Raw genomic sequence first — 14158 nt, 5'->3', positions numbered from 1 at the left:
CCTAATGAGGCTCTGACATTTGTGTTTCTAACCTCTCAAAACAAGAAAGGCTCCTGCCAAAGTAAGGCTTTGTACATACAAAATGTAAAGGGGGTCAAACTCAGGTTGGGACAGAAATGCGTTAGAGTATTTAGTCTGAATCCTGACGTTCACATTAACAGAGATAAGGGTAACGCCCGCAACACCGGGCAACTTGGAGCTAGGCGGGAAATTACTCCGAGTGCTTGCGCTTGTTATATGCTTCCATATTTTACTCATTCCAACTTCTGATCATTGCATCAAGGTCATGAATCTCATTATTCAGATTGTTTTTAAAGTCATTCAATTTCCTTTCTTCATCCCAGGAGTTTGTAACCTTTAAAGCGTATAATTTTTTTGTGGTGCTACTCAAACTCCCATTCTCCTCAAGACTCCTGCTATCTAAATAGTCTTCAAGGGTTCTAACTTCTGTATCATGCCTCTTGTACCATAAACCTAGCTTGTAACCATCTTCTAATAAGGCATCAAATTCATTAGCAAAAAAATCCTTAGCAGCTGAAAATTTTGACTGGTCAATAATTACATTTTCTTTCTTGATTGCATCACTATCAGTTATTAAATATGCATTTCGACTAAAGCTGAAAATACTCACAAGCTTTTTAAACTCCACATACTCAGACAAGCCATCTTTTATACAGCAAAGACTATCTAAAAGGGTCCCGCCGAACATTTGAAATTCATAATGGTGCCCTTGTGTTAAAGGAGTTAATTCATTTTCATTTGCATACATCTCTAGCCATTTTCTTATATATATAATGTCACTTGGCCCTTCAACCCAAACTATCCCATTGGATTGAATTAAATCAGAACCTTGGGCACCCAAATTATTGAGTATGCCATGATATTGTTTATCAATAGCCCGAATGCTAGAAATTAATGAGACCTGCTCAACTTTTTTATTTTCATTACCTTGTTGTGTTATATAGCTAGAGTCTACATAACTACAATCAAAATCGTATATTGAACATATTTCCTTTCTCGAAATAAATTCATTAATCATTACTGGTGAATGTGATGATATAAATATTTGTTTTGGTTTTATATCTCGCGGTTCAGTTTCTTCCCAGCCTGGTGAATCTTTCCATGTGCTATTTTCAAACCAGGAATCCCATTCTTTTTCAATCTCAGATATATCAGTACTTTTATTCTTAATATGTCTTAGTGATATCCAAACTAAGACATCAATCAGCCTTCGAATTATTCTCGGTTCCAGATGTGTTTCAGGCTCATCAATACAGATTATCCTTTTTTCAGAGCTTAGCGTTTTAATTAGAAGGTTTGCTACAGAAAAAAAACCTGAAGACCATTGATTTAAGAAAGCAGGCCCACCATTTGTTCCCTTCTCGCTCCCCCCTTGTTTGGTGAAAAACTCTGTTATATCACCGGGTCGTATTGAGAAGTCTCTCTCAAAAATGTAAGTTAGTGAGAAGCTTAACGTCGCTGGCCAGTTTTTACTTCGACTAAGGTCATGAAGGCGATCTTTAAACGAAAGCATCGAGTCATCAGGAAGAATATGATCACCAGATTTGCTTAAGAAGTTTCCTCTAATATGATAATTATCCTTGAACTCAACTATATCGTCTTCATACTCTATTAATAAATCAACTCCTGTTTCATTGCTGAAGAGTTGGTCATTAGTAAAATCTCTAACATAGCTTCTTCTTCTTGCCGAATTCCCTAAATAGTGGGTATAACTATTTGTGCTTTCTCGGTAAATGGGAATGACATCTATATCGCAGAGTGCCCTAAACACATTGCTTTTACCGCTACCATTTTTTCCAATAAATAGGTTTAATTGATTGAAATTACAAAGTTCAGGTGTGCCGTCATCACCAAAAGTGTAAACATTTCGTAAGTTAAGTCTTTTTATCCACATTATTTCATTTCACTTTGCATATAACGCCTTAATAACAGGCAAAATTTGGTTGACTAAAATACGAGCGAAGCGAGATAGCCAGCCGTATTTTGTCCTTGTTGATTAACTTGTTATGTGTTACTCCGTCCAAAATTTGAGCTCACTTTGGTTTAGCTTTAAATTAGATGAATAATACACTTTATCTAATGCCACGCAGCTTTCGAGTGATAAAACCGAACATATTTTAATAATGGAGCCAAAATGGTTATGTTCATACGGATATTCTTTGTTTTCTCCCAATCCAATTAATAGCGGATAAATTGCAACCCAAACATCGAATATCTTCCTATTTTTCAGTATGAATTGCTGTGCTATAGCACGACAAGTTTCGTTCCGAAGCTCTTGCTCGTCTATCAGCGAGAATTGCTGCAAAATAGCTCTTGCTGTTCCTTCTGGATATATTGACTCGTCTAAATAGAGATCCAGCCTTTCAATGTAGAAATTAATATCGTCTCGAACGTCTTGAATGTATGATTGATCGAATTGGTGCTTATTCATCGAGGCTTGCGACCGAACCTGACCAATGAGAATTATAAATGCCAGAAATGCTATTAACGGCGAATAAATTCCTGAAAAGGCTGAACCCATTTCAGCCCATTTAGTGTGCACATCCCATACCCCAATACCAAACTGGCTCATATAAATTGCGATAGGAGCAATAAAAAGGGATAGAAATACCCCAACAATAATCCATATCTTTAGGTTTTTGTTCATACTCTCCCTTTACACTTAACGCTGCCAGCAGTGACGCAGGTTTTCTGCGGCCCACTGGCTGGTCTTGTTATGACTTGTTGCTTAATTCTATCTTGATTTCTAACTTTCTTTTCAGCCCAAGAAGATCACATTCAACCATGCGCTCCTTATAACCCATTCTCCCAAGGTGCATGGGATAAAGCTCATCTCTAATCCCTCTCACACAGCAGGTTTTGCCACTATCGATTGCTAAATCAATAACTTTAAGAGCTGTCTCATGATATTCAAGGCTTATTAGCTTTTCCGTATTTGTTTTTTCTGGCTTTCCCCATCCAAGATAAATGTGATCAATCGCCTTTATTAATTTTTCAAGATGTTTTAAATTCTTTGACAGCTGCTCTTTATGTTGTTGTAGATTTGCTGAGTTTTGCTCATAAATTGGGTATAGATTTCCGATAACCACTCTGCCGAAAGCCATTTCATTCTTTTCAAAATAACGAATCACTCTGTCGATTGTGGAATCAGATCGTACGTTGTCAGCTTCTGCAGGGTTCATCATTATTACGAGGGCTGTTTTTTCACTTCCATTTAAGATGGGTAAAGATAGTTCGTAACGAAAACTAATTTCATCTACAGTTTCTGTTTCTATTTTAATATTGCCACTATCGACAAATGCAGGGTAATTCAATCTTTCCACCTATAAAGAAAAGAGCATAACAGCATATTAGGCAGCATGCTCGATAACACGCACACCATCTTGATTGCATTTTAGCTACTTCAGCATGAGTATCAAGCACTTAAGCCCTACATTGATATCTATGTGTGGTTTTACGTTCGGTAAAAGCAAGCATGCACATATAACGAGACCTCATATGTACTCACCAATAGAATACAATACTTTTATTTTCAGCAGCATAAGCCGTTTGGTCATCAGCAAAGAGAGCAATTCTTGTCTCGTTAATACCCCCCCCGAGATATGCAGAAATAAGAGACTTTTACTTATAACTGTGTATAAGTACAGCCCTTCTCGGGTTACGCCTTAATGACCTGTAAGCTTAGATCAGTTGAGCACGATAAGAAAATATATGGTGATAACGTCCGCCACAAACGCGAGCAACTTGTTGCGAGTCGAGCGCTTAAAGGGCGCACTTTTGATGGAGATTGTTATGCGCCATCACTGACTTCAATAAACTGTGAAATAGTTTGCGGTTCTCGTTTATTGCCCTCTAACCACTCATTAAAAGTCGATGCACTGCAAGAAGAACCGATTATGACACGAGATCGGATGAGGCAAACTGTATTTGAGTATATTGAAGTTGATTACAATCGAACTAGGCGACATAGTGCCCGTAGCTATCTGGTTCCAGAAAACTTTGAATTGAAAAATAGTGCTTAGCAAAATGTCCGCTGTTACTGGATCAGTATTTAGCATGATCATCCTACGGCCAAAGCCCCACATGGGCGAGGCTTTGTTGCCTAAATCATTTTGAACCATTTACGAACTTACGGATCAGATCTTATTCATAACTGAATGAGTAAGCATAATGACCAAAGTTAAGTACAGAACCACTAATTGGAAGCAGTACAATCAAGCGCTTGTTAACCGTGGTTCGATTACTTTCTGGATTGATGAAGAGGCAATATCTTCTTGGCTTTGTACTCAACATTGCGATCGACGTGGGCGAAGATTTCAGTACTCGGATACTGCGATTACAACCGCATTGATGCTCAAGAGTATTTTTAAGCTGACACTCCGATCATCAGAAGGTTTTCTTAACTCGATATTTTCGCTGATGAAGTTACCCCTCCGTTTTCCTGGCTACACATGCATTAGTAAACGAGCAAAAATCGTTAACATCAGTATTAAAATGCCTATCCGTGGTGAAATTTGTCACCTTGCCATTGATTCCACTGGTCTGAAAGTCTTTGGTGAAGGCGAATGGAAAATGAAGAAACATGGCAAAGAAAAACGTCGAGTTTGGCGAAAACTCCATATTGCGGTTGATGCAGATACACACCAAATCGTTGCTGCGGAGCTTTCCTTATCAAGTGTTACAGACGGGGAAGTACTTCCTAATTTGCTAAAGCAAACACATCGTAAAATCAAAGCAATATCAGGAGATGGTGCCTACGACACTCGACGATGTTATGAGGCGATAGCCAAGAAAAAAGCATCGCCTTTAATTCCTCCCCGTACAGGGGCTGCTTACTGGGAGCATGGGCATCCCCGTAATCGAGGTGTCGCCAATCAGCGTATTCACGGTAGTAACGAGCATTGGAAAAAAGTGATTGGATATCATAAACGGTCATTGTCAGAAACGGCGATGTTCCGCTACAAGACGTTGATTAATTCATCACTGACATTAAGAGATTACAATGCACAAGTGGGGGAAGTGTATACCGCAATTCGAGCAATGAATAAGCTAACGAGACTGGGTATGCCGGTTACACAAGCAGTCCGCTAACGTTTAAATTAAATGCAGAGATCTACCTGATTTTTGATTTAGGCAACAAAGCCCATGGGCGATCACCACCTCCATAGGTGTTGGTTTTAGGGGGGGGGCAATAAGGTCAGTTGGCTTGCCAATGAGTAGCCAACTGACTAATTTTATATAAATTTAGCAATACACTTTATCAGTGTATATGTCACCCATGGGGGTTGTTTGGATCATCATGGTTTTGACAAAACTGCTATCTATGAATAAATCCACTTGATAACCAGCAGTTCCACGTAGACCTCGAAACTTTGTAGTTATCTCGATTCTTTCATCGCTGTCCCCGGTCACAAAATAGTCATGACCGAATTCAACATCAATGAACACTCCCCAGTCAGGTTCATAATTCGCGCCTATAAGCTGAATCCCGTTAAAATCCAGATTGTGGTCGCAAAACTCAACAGTATAGAAGAGATCAAACATGACGATAGCTCCTATCGATAGCGTAAATGGTTTTTTCGCTATGGGGTTTAGCTAACTCTTTAGCTAAACAATCAGAGCACAATACAGCGTAAACGTCATCCTCATCTTCTGCTTCAGTTACGAATTCAAAATCATCTACTGTCGTAGTCATCTCTTTTTGACAACCATCGCAATTCAGTACTTCTGGATGATAGACGATTAGCATCATATTCAAGCACAAAATCAAATTTTCAACGTTCAGATTGACTATCGCTGGACTTTTATTCTTAGAAATCAGCTTCTCTAGAAGAGAGTAGTCAGCATGAGTGTCATTAGGTTCGTCATCATTCCACTTCCGAAGTAACTTTTGAACGACATCAGGGTTATCTAAATCAATGTCATTACGTTGGTATGCAGCGTTTAAAGAGGCGTAGCTTTTGAACTCAAGAGCCCAGGCAATAACGTCTGGTATTGAGCGGTTTGGAATATGAGGAAACTCGTTCTCGACCTTGCGGCACAAGTACGTAAATAGAGGAGTTTTGGCAGACATGTAATCACCTTATATCCGCAATTGGTATCAAGGTTTTTTGTCGGAGGCATTTGCAGGGACTGACCAATTGCGAAAAATGATTGATGCCCAATAGAGGGGGGTTGCCTCATCCCAAGCCTCTGTATAGCATACTCTCTTATTAAAAGAGCGATGTCAATCCCATGATTGATGTTGACTGATGATCTACCATGACAATAGTCGTTATTTACCCCCCCCTCCCTTAGCATTACTAAAATTTGGGGAAATTGCAGATAAATGAAACGAACATCGTTGATGTCTTAAATCGTTTTGGGGCAAAGGTGAGTCAAAGTTGGCCGCTCTCTCTCTGTTGGCCGCTCTCTCTCACCACTGGACAGAAGCATTTGTATCACAAATTAGCTTTAGTAACAAAACGCCTCTATCACCCGCTGACGAAACCTCCCAAGCTTAAGCTCGGCTAAATCGTTTGAATCACCTCCCGTGTGGCAGTTAGAGGCTTTTTCCCTAGGCAACCACTCAAGATTCGACAGTAGCTCTTCAGCTAATCCACACGTAAATTGGAGCGATTTATTTTCACGCTCACAAGTTGGTTCGTGTTCGTGCTCCTCATCAGAAGGCGGTCTAATGTGAAGACAGGTCTCTGGGATATCTTGCTCAATTCGTTCAGCGAAAGTGACAAGGTTTTCTTCAGCAAAGGTATAAAGCCAAGCTTCCTGATTAGCGCTCCCATTCACCCTGAGTATCCGACCCAATACCTGGCGAAAGTACAGTTCTGTTTTAACTGCACTCATATGACAGCATACTTGTAATCTCGGGATATCTGTTCCTTCACTAATCATCCCAACACTGACTATCCATTGTGTATTAGCACTTTTGAACTGTTCAATAGTCTGTAAAGGCTTGTCATGATGATAGGTTACTATCACCACACTCTGACCGTGCTTCTCAGCTAATGCTTTCTTAATCTGTTTCGCATGACTTACAGAGGCCGCAACGACTAATCCCCCTGCATCTGGTACTGATTTCCGTATCTCCGCCAATTTTTTGCAGCTTTCAGTGAGCAAATAATCTATCGCTCTTGGACTATGAATGACTGATTGGTAGCTTGCCGTAGAGTCTGATAGTAGAGATTTAATCGATGAAAAAGAGCGTTGACTGCTTCCCTCCTTCACTAGCAAGTGCTCGCTGTCTGCCAACACAATACGAGGGCGACGGCACACTGAATCATCAACAGCTTGTTGCAAACCGTATTGGTAATCACAAATTAGTTCACCTTCGGGGTTAGTGTACTCAGCCATAGCAATAGGCACAGAGTCTGTACGCCATGGTGTACCAGACAGTGCCAAGGTATACGTTGCCAATTTCTGAATATTTGCCACAATCTGCTGCCCCCAAACGTTTGATCGGCCATGCTCATCAGCCGCACAATGATGGATTTCATCGAAGACAACAAACACACGATAACGCTTGAAGCGTTGCCAAAATTCATCGTTTTTAAAGCTCAACGTCTGGTAGGTATAAACACCTCCAATGGCTCCGAACCCACCACTAAAGTCACTCCCAGTGATCATGGAAAAGGTATGCCGGATTCCTTCACAAACCGTGCGGGATGGAGCGAAGCAAAGCACCAGATCAACCTGATTTTGATCTAACAGACGTTTTGCCAATGTCGCCGCAAAGACTGTTTTTCCGGCCCCTGGTGTTGCCTGGCAAAAAAAGTGCGAGCCACCCGAATTATATTTATTTTCTGCCGCCTTTTCGCAGGCCTGCTGCCAACGCCTTAACATTTACTCACAGCCTTGGCATCGTGCTTTAACACCTTCTCCAGCGCATTTATTCGGCCTAACAAGGTTGCCGAACGCTCTTTCGCCTCGATAAAAAAGGGGGTCCATTCACGCGCTTTTTTAGGAAAACGTTCAATCAAAGACCGAAGCTCCTCCACTTCACCAAGCGTAATGGATAGTTCCCCTTCATATTGGCTCTTTTCCTTAAACAACTGATCAAATCCCATGGTCGCTTTGGTTGCTGACTTAAATTCTTTTTCCTCATTTAAATCAGCACTTTTGATACCGCTTCTCGGCTCTACAGGTAATTGCTTAAAGGTATCAGTAACCCAATAATGTTTATTGTGCCCTTCTCCTGTATCCCGCAACCAGCCTTTGCCCAGGAATGAAAGAATCTGGCGATAAATCACCTTCCTTGCTTGATTGGTATCTTCAAGGCTACTGTCGTAAGAAAGTATCGCATCCCGCGCCTCTGTAACTGAAAAGCCATCCAGTTTCTTTTCAATCAATAGGTTATACATAAAGCGATTTATTTTGATCTTCGCAACCATGGGCAACTTCACCAACACAAAAACTTAGGATTGCTAAGTATACAAAAATCCGTAAAACTTAGACAATCTAAGTTATCTATAGGTTGATTAGAAATGTCTAAGTGCAAAACACCAACCCCATCCCAGAGAGGCTCAAAGCTGCGCGTAAAAAAGCCAAAATCACCCAGAAAGATTTAGGGGTGAAAATAGGCATGGAACAAAGCTCAGCTAGCGGACGTATGAACCACTACGAGAAAGGTCGTCATGTTCCAGACATCAGCACTCTGAAACGCATGGCAGAAGAACTAGATGTGCCACTAAATTACTTTTTTTGCGAAGATCAACTCAGTGCAGATCTGGCTTGTGTAATTGAAAAAATGAGTGAAGAAGAGAAGAAGCTGTTACTTATAGAACTGGCAAAGAAGTAAAAGAGTTACTCCTAAATCAGGATAGTAGCTGCTATCCTGATTTAAACAAAAGCTTAGCACGAAAGAGTCAGAAACGTGCTGCCCGTGACCACGCTAACAGGTTAAGTTTGGATTAGGTAGTGTATGGATAACGGCACCGATGAATGTCTAATTGGCGATACACTGTATCAATGCCCAATGGCGCTGGCATGAGCGCCAGGTAACAGAACTTCAATATATGTTTGTGGCAGATATTTACCAACTGAGCTAGATGAGGCATAAACTAGATGCTTAACACCATGGTGACGACACGCTTCTAGAACTGATAGAAAACCCATCAAGTTGCTTTCACCATACACCATTGGTGCTTCAACCGAATAACGAACTCCAGCCTGCGCTGCACAGTGGATAACATAGTCGAATTTTTCTTCTTCAAATAAGCGAGTCAACTCATCAGAATACTCAATACTCATGCGGTGAAATCTGAAGCTTTCACCTTGAATCAATTCCAAATGAGCCTTTTTGAGGCTAACTTCATAATAGTCATTTAGGTTATCAACCCCAACAACATCGTACCCCTCATTATAAAGTCGACTACATACATGGCTACCAATAAAACCAGCTGCATCTGTTACCAGTGTTTTCATTACATTCTCTAGCCAAAGAGTAGAACAACGCATTTTTCATATAAGTAGTTACTCAAATACTCATTAATCTCAATAATTTACATGACATAACCATCGTTTTCCTTATCATAATAAAATCAATAACTAATCTAATAAATCAAAAATGAATAATGTCATTGTGCTTATCGCGACCACGCCCAGGCTTTCACTATTTACCGAGAATACGCTGCCTTCTATCGTTAACCAGATACACCCACCAGCAGCCGTCGTCCTTGTTTCAGACACTCGTCATTTAAACCAAGAAGAAACAGAAATACTCCAATCCGAATTTAAGGATATTCCCCTATACGCATTGGCTAATTCACGCTCTTCGGGCGCAGCAGGCAGCTGGAATACCGGTATAGACTTTATCTCCAAGCACTTTCCCGACAGTTACATTGCCATTATTGATGATGATGACCTGTGGCACCCGGAACACTTGTCATCGTGCGTAGCCAATAGTAACTCAGGCAAAGCGGATGTAGTCCTTTCAGGTATTAATGTAAAAATTAATCAGAAAACAGTAGCTGTAAACATCCCTAATGAAATCTCAGTGAGAGACTTCCTTGTAGGTAATCCAGGCTGGCAGGGTTCAAACACCTTCATTAAGTCTGAGCTCGCTACCAAAATTGGGGGGTTTACTGATGGCTTAATCAGTGGAAATGACCGAGATTTTGCTATCCGAGTTTTGGAGTCAGGTAAAGCAAAGGTCTGCTATACCAATATAGCGACTGTAGATTGGATATGTAATCAATCGCCAGACGCGCTTTCCGCGCCAGGCTCGAAACAAAAACTAAGAGGATGCGCTCAGTTTCTGCAGTTACATGGAAACAAAATGTCTACACAAGAGATGAATACTTATTTCCAGCGTGCTCATGAGCTTTTTTTTCTTTCCAAGGAAGATATTTTAAATGAATTAAAACAAATGGATGGCGACAATGACTAACTTCAATACACGAGCACCGAGCAAATATAGTGAAATACTCTGTGACCGAAACTTACAGCACGTTCTTAGCTCTACTGCTGAATTTGAAAATGCTGAAGTGGTGATAGCAATCGCCCACAAGAAACAAGCCCAAGACCTAAGCCGAGCTCTGAAAAGTGCGTTGAACCAGACACTCGTTAAGAAGCACATTGCGCGCATAGTTGTGTTAAACGACAGCTCAGAGATCACTTGGCCTTCGGAAACAGAAGCTTTACTTCATCATCCATCTGTTACCCTTCTGAGTGCTGAGTGTGGTTCTCCAGCCAGAGCTCGTAACCTTCTGCTAGATTGGGCAGATACACAACCGAAGTTACAGTGGGTTGCGCGGTTAGATGCTGATGATGAGTTATTCTCAACTAATAGCCTGGAAGGGCTTTGGAACTCTGTTCGAGGAACAAGCAGCAAGGCAGCAATTGGAAGCAATAAGCTACGAAAAGATGGTGAGATCCTCCCTGAAGATAATATTGCAGATCCCAAAGAACTGAATGACCATTTCCAACTCGCAGGATTAATCGAAAAATTTGCTTCCGGTAGGCAACAAAGAGAACTCCCGTCATGTAACTTGATGCTAAGAACCAACCTGGGCCTAAGATATCCAAATATCAGAAGTGCAGAGGACCACTGGCTGGTTACCAGACTATTGATGTTACACCCATCAGATATAGTAATTTGCCCGTTCCCTATTTACGCTATCTACTCTCTAGATGGGGAAGACACGAAACAAAACAAATCCAATGAATCCTGGCGAGACCAAAGAAATCGGCTGGCATATGTTGCTAGAACATGGAGTACTCTTCTTGGCACCAAGCGACACTTGCTTGGTATGGGCATGGAAGGCGCTGTATGGCTTCAGCATAACCAGGTCGTTAAGGAGTTCTATCCGTGGGCGATTTCCGATGCTGAAGTACAAGAACTCAAAGCCCTACTATCATCCGGTAAAGATATTCCTATTCCGAAGGTAAGGTGGAGAAAGTGTGATGGCTTGTGGCAGTACCAAACTGCCTACGAAAGTAGCACCATACCTGGGGGGAAAATAGCTAAACAAGCGATAGTTCAATACCTTAAAAAGCTGTATCAAACTGGTGTAAGCACACTTAATATCAAAAGAGATAATCTAATTGTTACTGCCAATGGAGAACTGCAGTACATCGATATCGGTAAAGACATAAAACCGCTAACCACATCATACTTTCGTGATATGTGCGCCCGTCTGTATTCTATTGGCATTTTAGGTAATAAAGATGAGGAGTTGGTTCGCAGAAAAAGTTGGCGTAGACAAGATGATGCACTGAAGGCTCTTCCTGGCTTTGAACAGTTCTATAGCGAGCTTTTGACCTTACTTCACCCACAATGTGCCGAATCTTTCAGTGACCCAGTTCCCACAGCTTCATTTAAGAGTGATTCTGTAACCTTATTCATTAAAGCCTGCGGACAAGATGCTGATGTACTCACCGAGCAAGTAACACATATCGTTACTCAACTTAGCTACCCGGTTACTTTCACTAAGAAAGTGCTTCTGATTGACCCTCACCGGGGAGAGTTTCTACGTCAATATGCGGATGCTAATCTAGCTTCCGTTATTCAACAGGCTAAAAAGCTTAAAGATGATGGTCTCATTGACACAGTGCTAGTTGCTCCTGCAGATTCAGAAACCATCGTCACAACCTATGAAAGGTGGTTCTCACAATCAGACTGTACAGAGACACACACAACTAGCAATGCCCCGCTCTTTCCACAAATCTGGGGATTCGATCAAATCACTACACCATATGTATTGCAGTGTGATTTGGATGTGCTTGTCGGTCGTCGCAGTTGGCAACACGACTATATCGCCGACATGCTTTACGCCTGTGAGCCGGAAGATGTGTTAGCTGTTGGGTTTAATATCCCCAAAAGCCACCCTCACTTTAACCCTTACCATGGAGAGCCAGGAGAATTCGCACCTGAAGTCAGGTTTGGCCTCCTGGACCTCAACCGAATTCGTAATCAGCTACCGATTGATAACTCCCAATCAGGTGATCGACTTACATTGACTTGGCACCGAGCTCTGCAGGCAGCGATGGGGCTTAGAGGCCTACGCGCAGTGCGTGGCGGTGATTCACGCAGCTATTACGTTCACCCACGTAACGAACATAAGCACCTGTCCGAACTTACCATAGCAAGAGATCTGATTGCCCAAGGAAGGGAGCCTGCTGAGCAGCACGAACAGTTTGATTGGATACCGGGTAAACACTGGAAATACAAGCAGAGACATGAAGCTATTGTGTTTCTGCTAAAAGGCAGATATACCGAACACGCCCTACTTAAACGGAGCCTGGACTCATTACGAAGTCAGACAAACCAAAATTTTGGCATTATCTTAATTGACGATGCAAGCGGTGCTGCTCACAACTGGTGCTATCCAATGTTACTAGATGAATTAGAGGCTAAAACGACCTTAGTAAGGCACTGCACCCATGCTGGTAGAATGCCGAACTTCTTATTGGCGATAAAAGAGATTTGCCAAGATCCTCAAACCTTGATAGCTGTTTTAGATCAAGATGACTGCTTGATGCAAGCTAGTGTCGTTGACGAACTGCTTGATGCAAAACAACAAGGTGCTGATTTAATTCAGATGCCAATGTATCGACCTAACAAGCCGATTAACTTATATCGCCCCGATTACACAAACCCAAGGAAAGCTGCAGGCGCAAATGTATGGAGTCACCTACGAGTATTTACCAAAGCACTGTTCGACCAGGTTCCCGAAGATTATTTTAAGCGAAAGGATAATTCTGAGTGGTTTGATACCGTTACAGATTATCTAACTATGTTACCTATGTCCGAACTAGCAAAGAATCCGGTTTACCTGGACTCTGGTTACACATACTGGCATTTACGCAAGTATTACGGTCAAGATGAACGAGATCGTGAAGATCAGTTAATTGAGGAGTTGATATCTAAACCTTCACTTTCTCAACTTGTTCAAATGCTTGTTGAACGAATGCCAGAGTCCTTTGAAGACAATTAACATGGACCGATAACTGGTTATCATACATCCACCAGTTAGGGGAAATATGCCTATATCCTGAGATATAGAATAGTGGCTCAATGGCCTTTAATTTCTTGCTGTTAGCTTGTTCGAGCCAAGTGTGGAAGCTCACTTTTGAGAGTGTTAACCATAATTGGCTCGCTTCATGTCGAGGCAGATCCGGCAATTCCAATAAGCATGAGAAGCTATCCGTAACGCTAATGTCACTCTGTTCCGGGGCCGACAGCCAAAATTCAGGCCAATGCAGGCTATCTATCCAGGCTAGAGCAAGTCGTCTCTCTCCCAACCAATTATGATAGGCCGCTGGCAATGCTTTTTTGTCAGAGCAATTTTGTGGCCTTTCCAGAGATGGTAGCAAGGCCATGCAACTTATTTTTAATGCAACGTCATACTCCAGCATAGTCTTGATTGCAAGTAGCCCCAGTGAAGGTTTACATTCAAGTAGATTCTCCAACTCTCTGTTATTAGCTTCTAGTCTCTCAGCGAATCGAACTCCTGGAGGTTTACCTTGTACAAGAACGCCTTTCTTTAGGCCTGCTACCTTACTATTTGTAATTGTCAGTGTCGTACTTGCACCCAAAACTAAAGGCTGATTAAACCTTATAACTTTTTCATTCTCTGCAACCATTGACTTGCCCAGACCATTGCCAACGATATGCCATATGTCCACTTATCCCCCCCTT

The 14158-nt window shown here is 41.6% G+C and carries 12 protein-coding genes and 2 pseudogenes; 5 read left to right on the top strand and 9 right to left on the bottom strand.

Translation table 11 applies throughout. From position 1 onward, the window contains the following. Window positions 1-250: 250 nt before the first annotated feature. From C9I89_RS06095 to C9I89_RS06085, 3 genes are all read right to left on the bottom strand, one after another. Window positions 251-1915, bottom strand: a complete 1665-nt coding sequence (locus tag C9I89_RS06095) for an AAA family ATPase (protein ID WP_107282461.1) — start codon at window positions 1913-1915, stop codon at window positions 251-253. A gap of 117 nt (window positions 1916-2032) precedes the next feature. Continuing rightward, a complete protein-coding gene (locus C9I89_RS06090) occupies window positions 2033-2668 on the bottom strand; it encodes a hypothetical protein (protein WP_107282460.1) in 636 nt (211 codons plus the stop codon). 67 nt (window positions 2669-2735) lie between these two features. Next, window positions 2736-3335, bottom strand: coding sequence for a DUF1643 domain-containing protein (locus C9I89_RS06085; protein ID WP_170107632.1), 600 nt, complete (start codon window positions 3333-3335; stop codon window positions 2736-2738). A 543-nt stretch (window positions 3336-3878) separates the two neighbouring features. Here C9I89_RS06085 and C9I89_RS06080 point away from each other — a divergent pair. Continuing rightward, window positions 3879-4043, top strand: a pseudogene (locus C9I89_RS06080) (IS3 family transposase); the annotation flags it as partial. A gap of 148 nt (window positions 4044-4191) precedes the next feature. Beyond that, window positions 4192-5112, top strand: a complete 921-nt coding sequence (locus tag C9I89_RS06075; RefSeq protein WP_107282458.1) for an IS5 family transposase — start codon at window positions 4192-4194, stop codon at window positions 5110-5112. A gap of 153 nt (window positions 5113-5265) precedes the next feature. On the opposite strand, the gene C9I89_RS06070 is transcribed toward C9I89_RS06075, so the two are convergent. From C9I89_RS06070 to C9I89_RS06055, 4 genes are all read right to left on the bottom strand, one after another. Then, window positions 5266-5565: a hypothetical protein gene (locus tag C9I89_RS06070; RefSeq protein ID WP_107282457.1), complete on the bottom strand. Its 300-nt coding sequence runs from the start codon at window positions 5563-5565 to the stop codon at window positions 5266-5268. After that, window positions 5558-6094 carry a hypothetical protein gene (locus tag C9I89_RS06065; protein ID WP_107282456.1) on the bottom strand — a complete coding sequence of 179 codons (537 nt, stop codon included), beginning with the start codon at window positions 6092-6094 and terminating at the stop codon, window positions 5558-5560. The genes C9I89_RS06070 and C9I89_RS06065 overlap by 8 nt, the downstream gene beginning before the upstream one ends. A gap of 380 nt (window positions 6095-6474) precedes the next feature. After that, window positions 6475-7860: a DEAD/DEAH box helicase gene (locus C9I89_RS06060; RefSeq protein ID WP_107282455.1), complete on the bottom strand. Its 1386-nt coding sequence runs from the start codon at window positions 7858-7860 to the stop codon at window positions 6475-6477. After that, window positions 7854-8408, bottom strand: coding sequence for a hypothetical protein (locus tag C9I89_RS06055; RefSeq protein ID WP_107282454.1), 555 nt, complete (start codon window positions 8406-8408; stop codon window positions 7854-7856). Before C9I89_RS06055 ends, C9I89_RS06060 begins: the two co-directional genes overlap by 7 nt. A gap of 101 nt (window positions 8409-8509) precedes the next feature. On the opposite strand from C9I89_RS06055, the gene C9I89_RS06050 reads away from it, so the two are divergent. Then, entirely contained in the window at window positions 8510-8815 is a 306-nt protein-coding gene (locus C9I89_RS06050; protein WP_107282453.1) for a helix-turn-helix domain-containing protein, read from the top strand. A gap of 239 nt (window positions 8816-9054) precedes the next feature. On the opposite strand, the pseudogene C9I89_RS06045 reads toward C9I89_RS06050, so the two are convergent. Continuing rightward, window positions 9055-9441 (bottom strand): annotated as a pseudogene (locus C9I89_RS06045) (NAD-dependent epimerase/dehydratase family protein); the annotation flags it as partial. A gap of 142 nt (window positions 9442-9583) precedes the next feature. Between C9I89_RS06045 and C9I89_RS06040 the strand changes: the two are divergent. Both C9I89_RS06040 and C9I89_RS06035 read left to right on the top strand, forming a co-directional pair. Next, on the top strand, window positions 9584-10405 hold the full coding sequence (locus C9I89_RS06040) for a glycosyltransferase family 2 protein (protein WP_107282451.1): 822 nt from the start codon (window positions 9584-9586) through the stop codon (window positions 10403-10405). Next, window positions 10398-13454 carry a glycosyltransferase gene (locus tag C9I89_RS06035; protein ID WP_107282450.1) on the top strand — a complete coding sequence of 1019 codons (3057 nt, stop codon included), beginning with the start codon at window positions 10398-10400 and terminating at the stop codon, window positions 13452-13454. Before C9I89_RS06040 ends, C9I89_RS06035 begins: the two co-directional genes overlap by 8 nt. Here the strand turns inward: C9I89_RS06035 and C9I89_RS06030 are convergent. After that, window positions 13384-14145 (bottom strand): hypothetical protein, encoded by a 762-nt coding sequence (locus tag C9I89_RS06030; RefSeq protein ID WP_107282449.1) that lies wholly within the window; start codon window positions 14143-14145, stop codon window positions 13384-13386. The two genes, C9I89_RS06035 and C9I89_RS06030, sit on opposite strands and share 71 nt — an antisense overlap. Window positions 14146-14158: the final 13 nt, after the last annotated feature.

Source organism: Photobacterium lipolyticum (assembly GCF_003026475.1).
Classification (GTDB): Bacteria; Pseudomonadota; Gammaproteobacteria; order Enterobacterales; family Vibrionaceae; genus Photobacterium; species Photobacterium lipolyticum.
Note: the sequence above shows the minus strand (reverse complement) of the source record. Positions and strands in the feature narration are given on the sequence as shown.

Excerpts from the sequence above, each read along its gene's own strand:
- C9I89_RS06065 (WP_107282456.1), bottom strand. The coding sequence starts at position 6,094 with ATGTCTGCCAAAACTCCTCTATTTACGTACTTGTGCCGCAAGGTCGAG.
- C9I89_RS06095 (WP_107282461.1), bottom strand. The coding sequence starts at position 1,915 with ATGTGGATAAAAAGACTTAACTTACGAAATGTTTACACTTTTGGTGAT.
- C9I89_RS06060 (WP_107282455.1), bottom strand. The coding sequence starts at position 7,860 with ATGTTAAGGCGTTGGCAGCAGGCCTGCGAAAAGGCGGCAGAAAATAAA.
- C9I89_RS06070 (WP_107282457.1), bottom strand. The coding sequence starts at position 5,565 with ATGTTTGATCTCTTCTATACTGTTGAGTTTTGCGACCACAATCTGGAT.
- C9I89_RS06075 (WP_107282458.1), top strand. The coding sequence starts at position 4,192 with ATGACCAAAGTTAAGTACAGAACCACTAATTGGAAGCAGTACAATCAA.
- C9I89_RS06040 (WP_107282451.1), top strand. The coding sequence starts at position 9,584 with ATGAATAATGTCATTGTGCTTATCGCGACCACGCCCAGGCTTTCACTA.
- C9I89_RS06055 (WP_107282454.1), bottom strand. The coding sequence starts at position 8,408 with ATGGTTGCGAAGATCAAAATAAATCGCTTTATGTATAACCTATTGATT.
- C9I89_RS06090 (WP_107282460.1), bottom strand. The coding sequence starts at position 2,668 with ATGAACAAAAACCTAAAGATATGGATTATTGTTGGGGTATTTCTATCC.
- C9I89_RS06035 (WP_107282450.1), top strand. The coding sequence starts at position 10,398 with ATGACTAACTTCAATACACGAGCACCGAGCAAATATAGTGAAATACTC.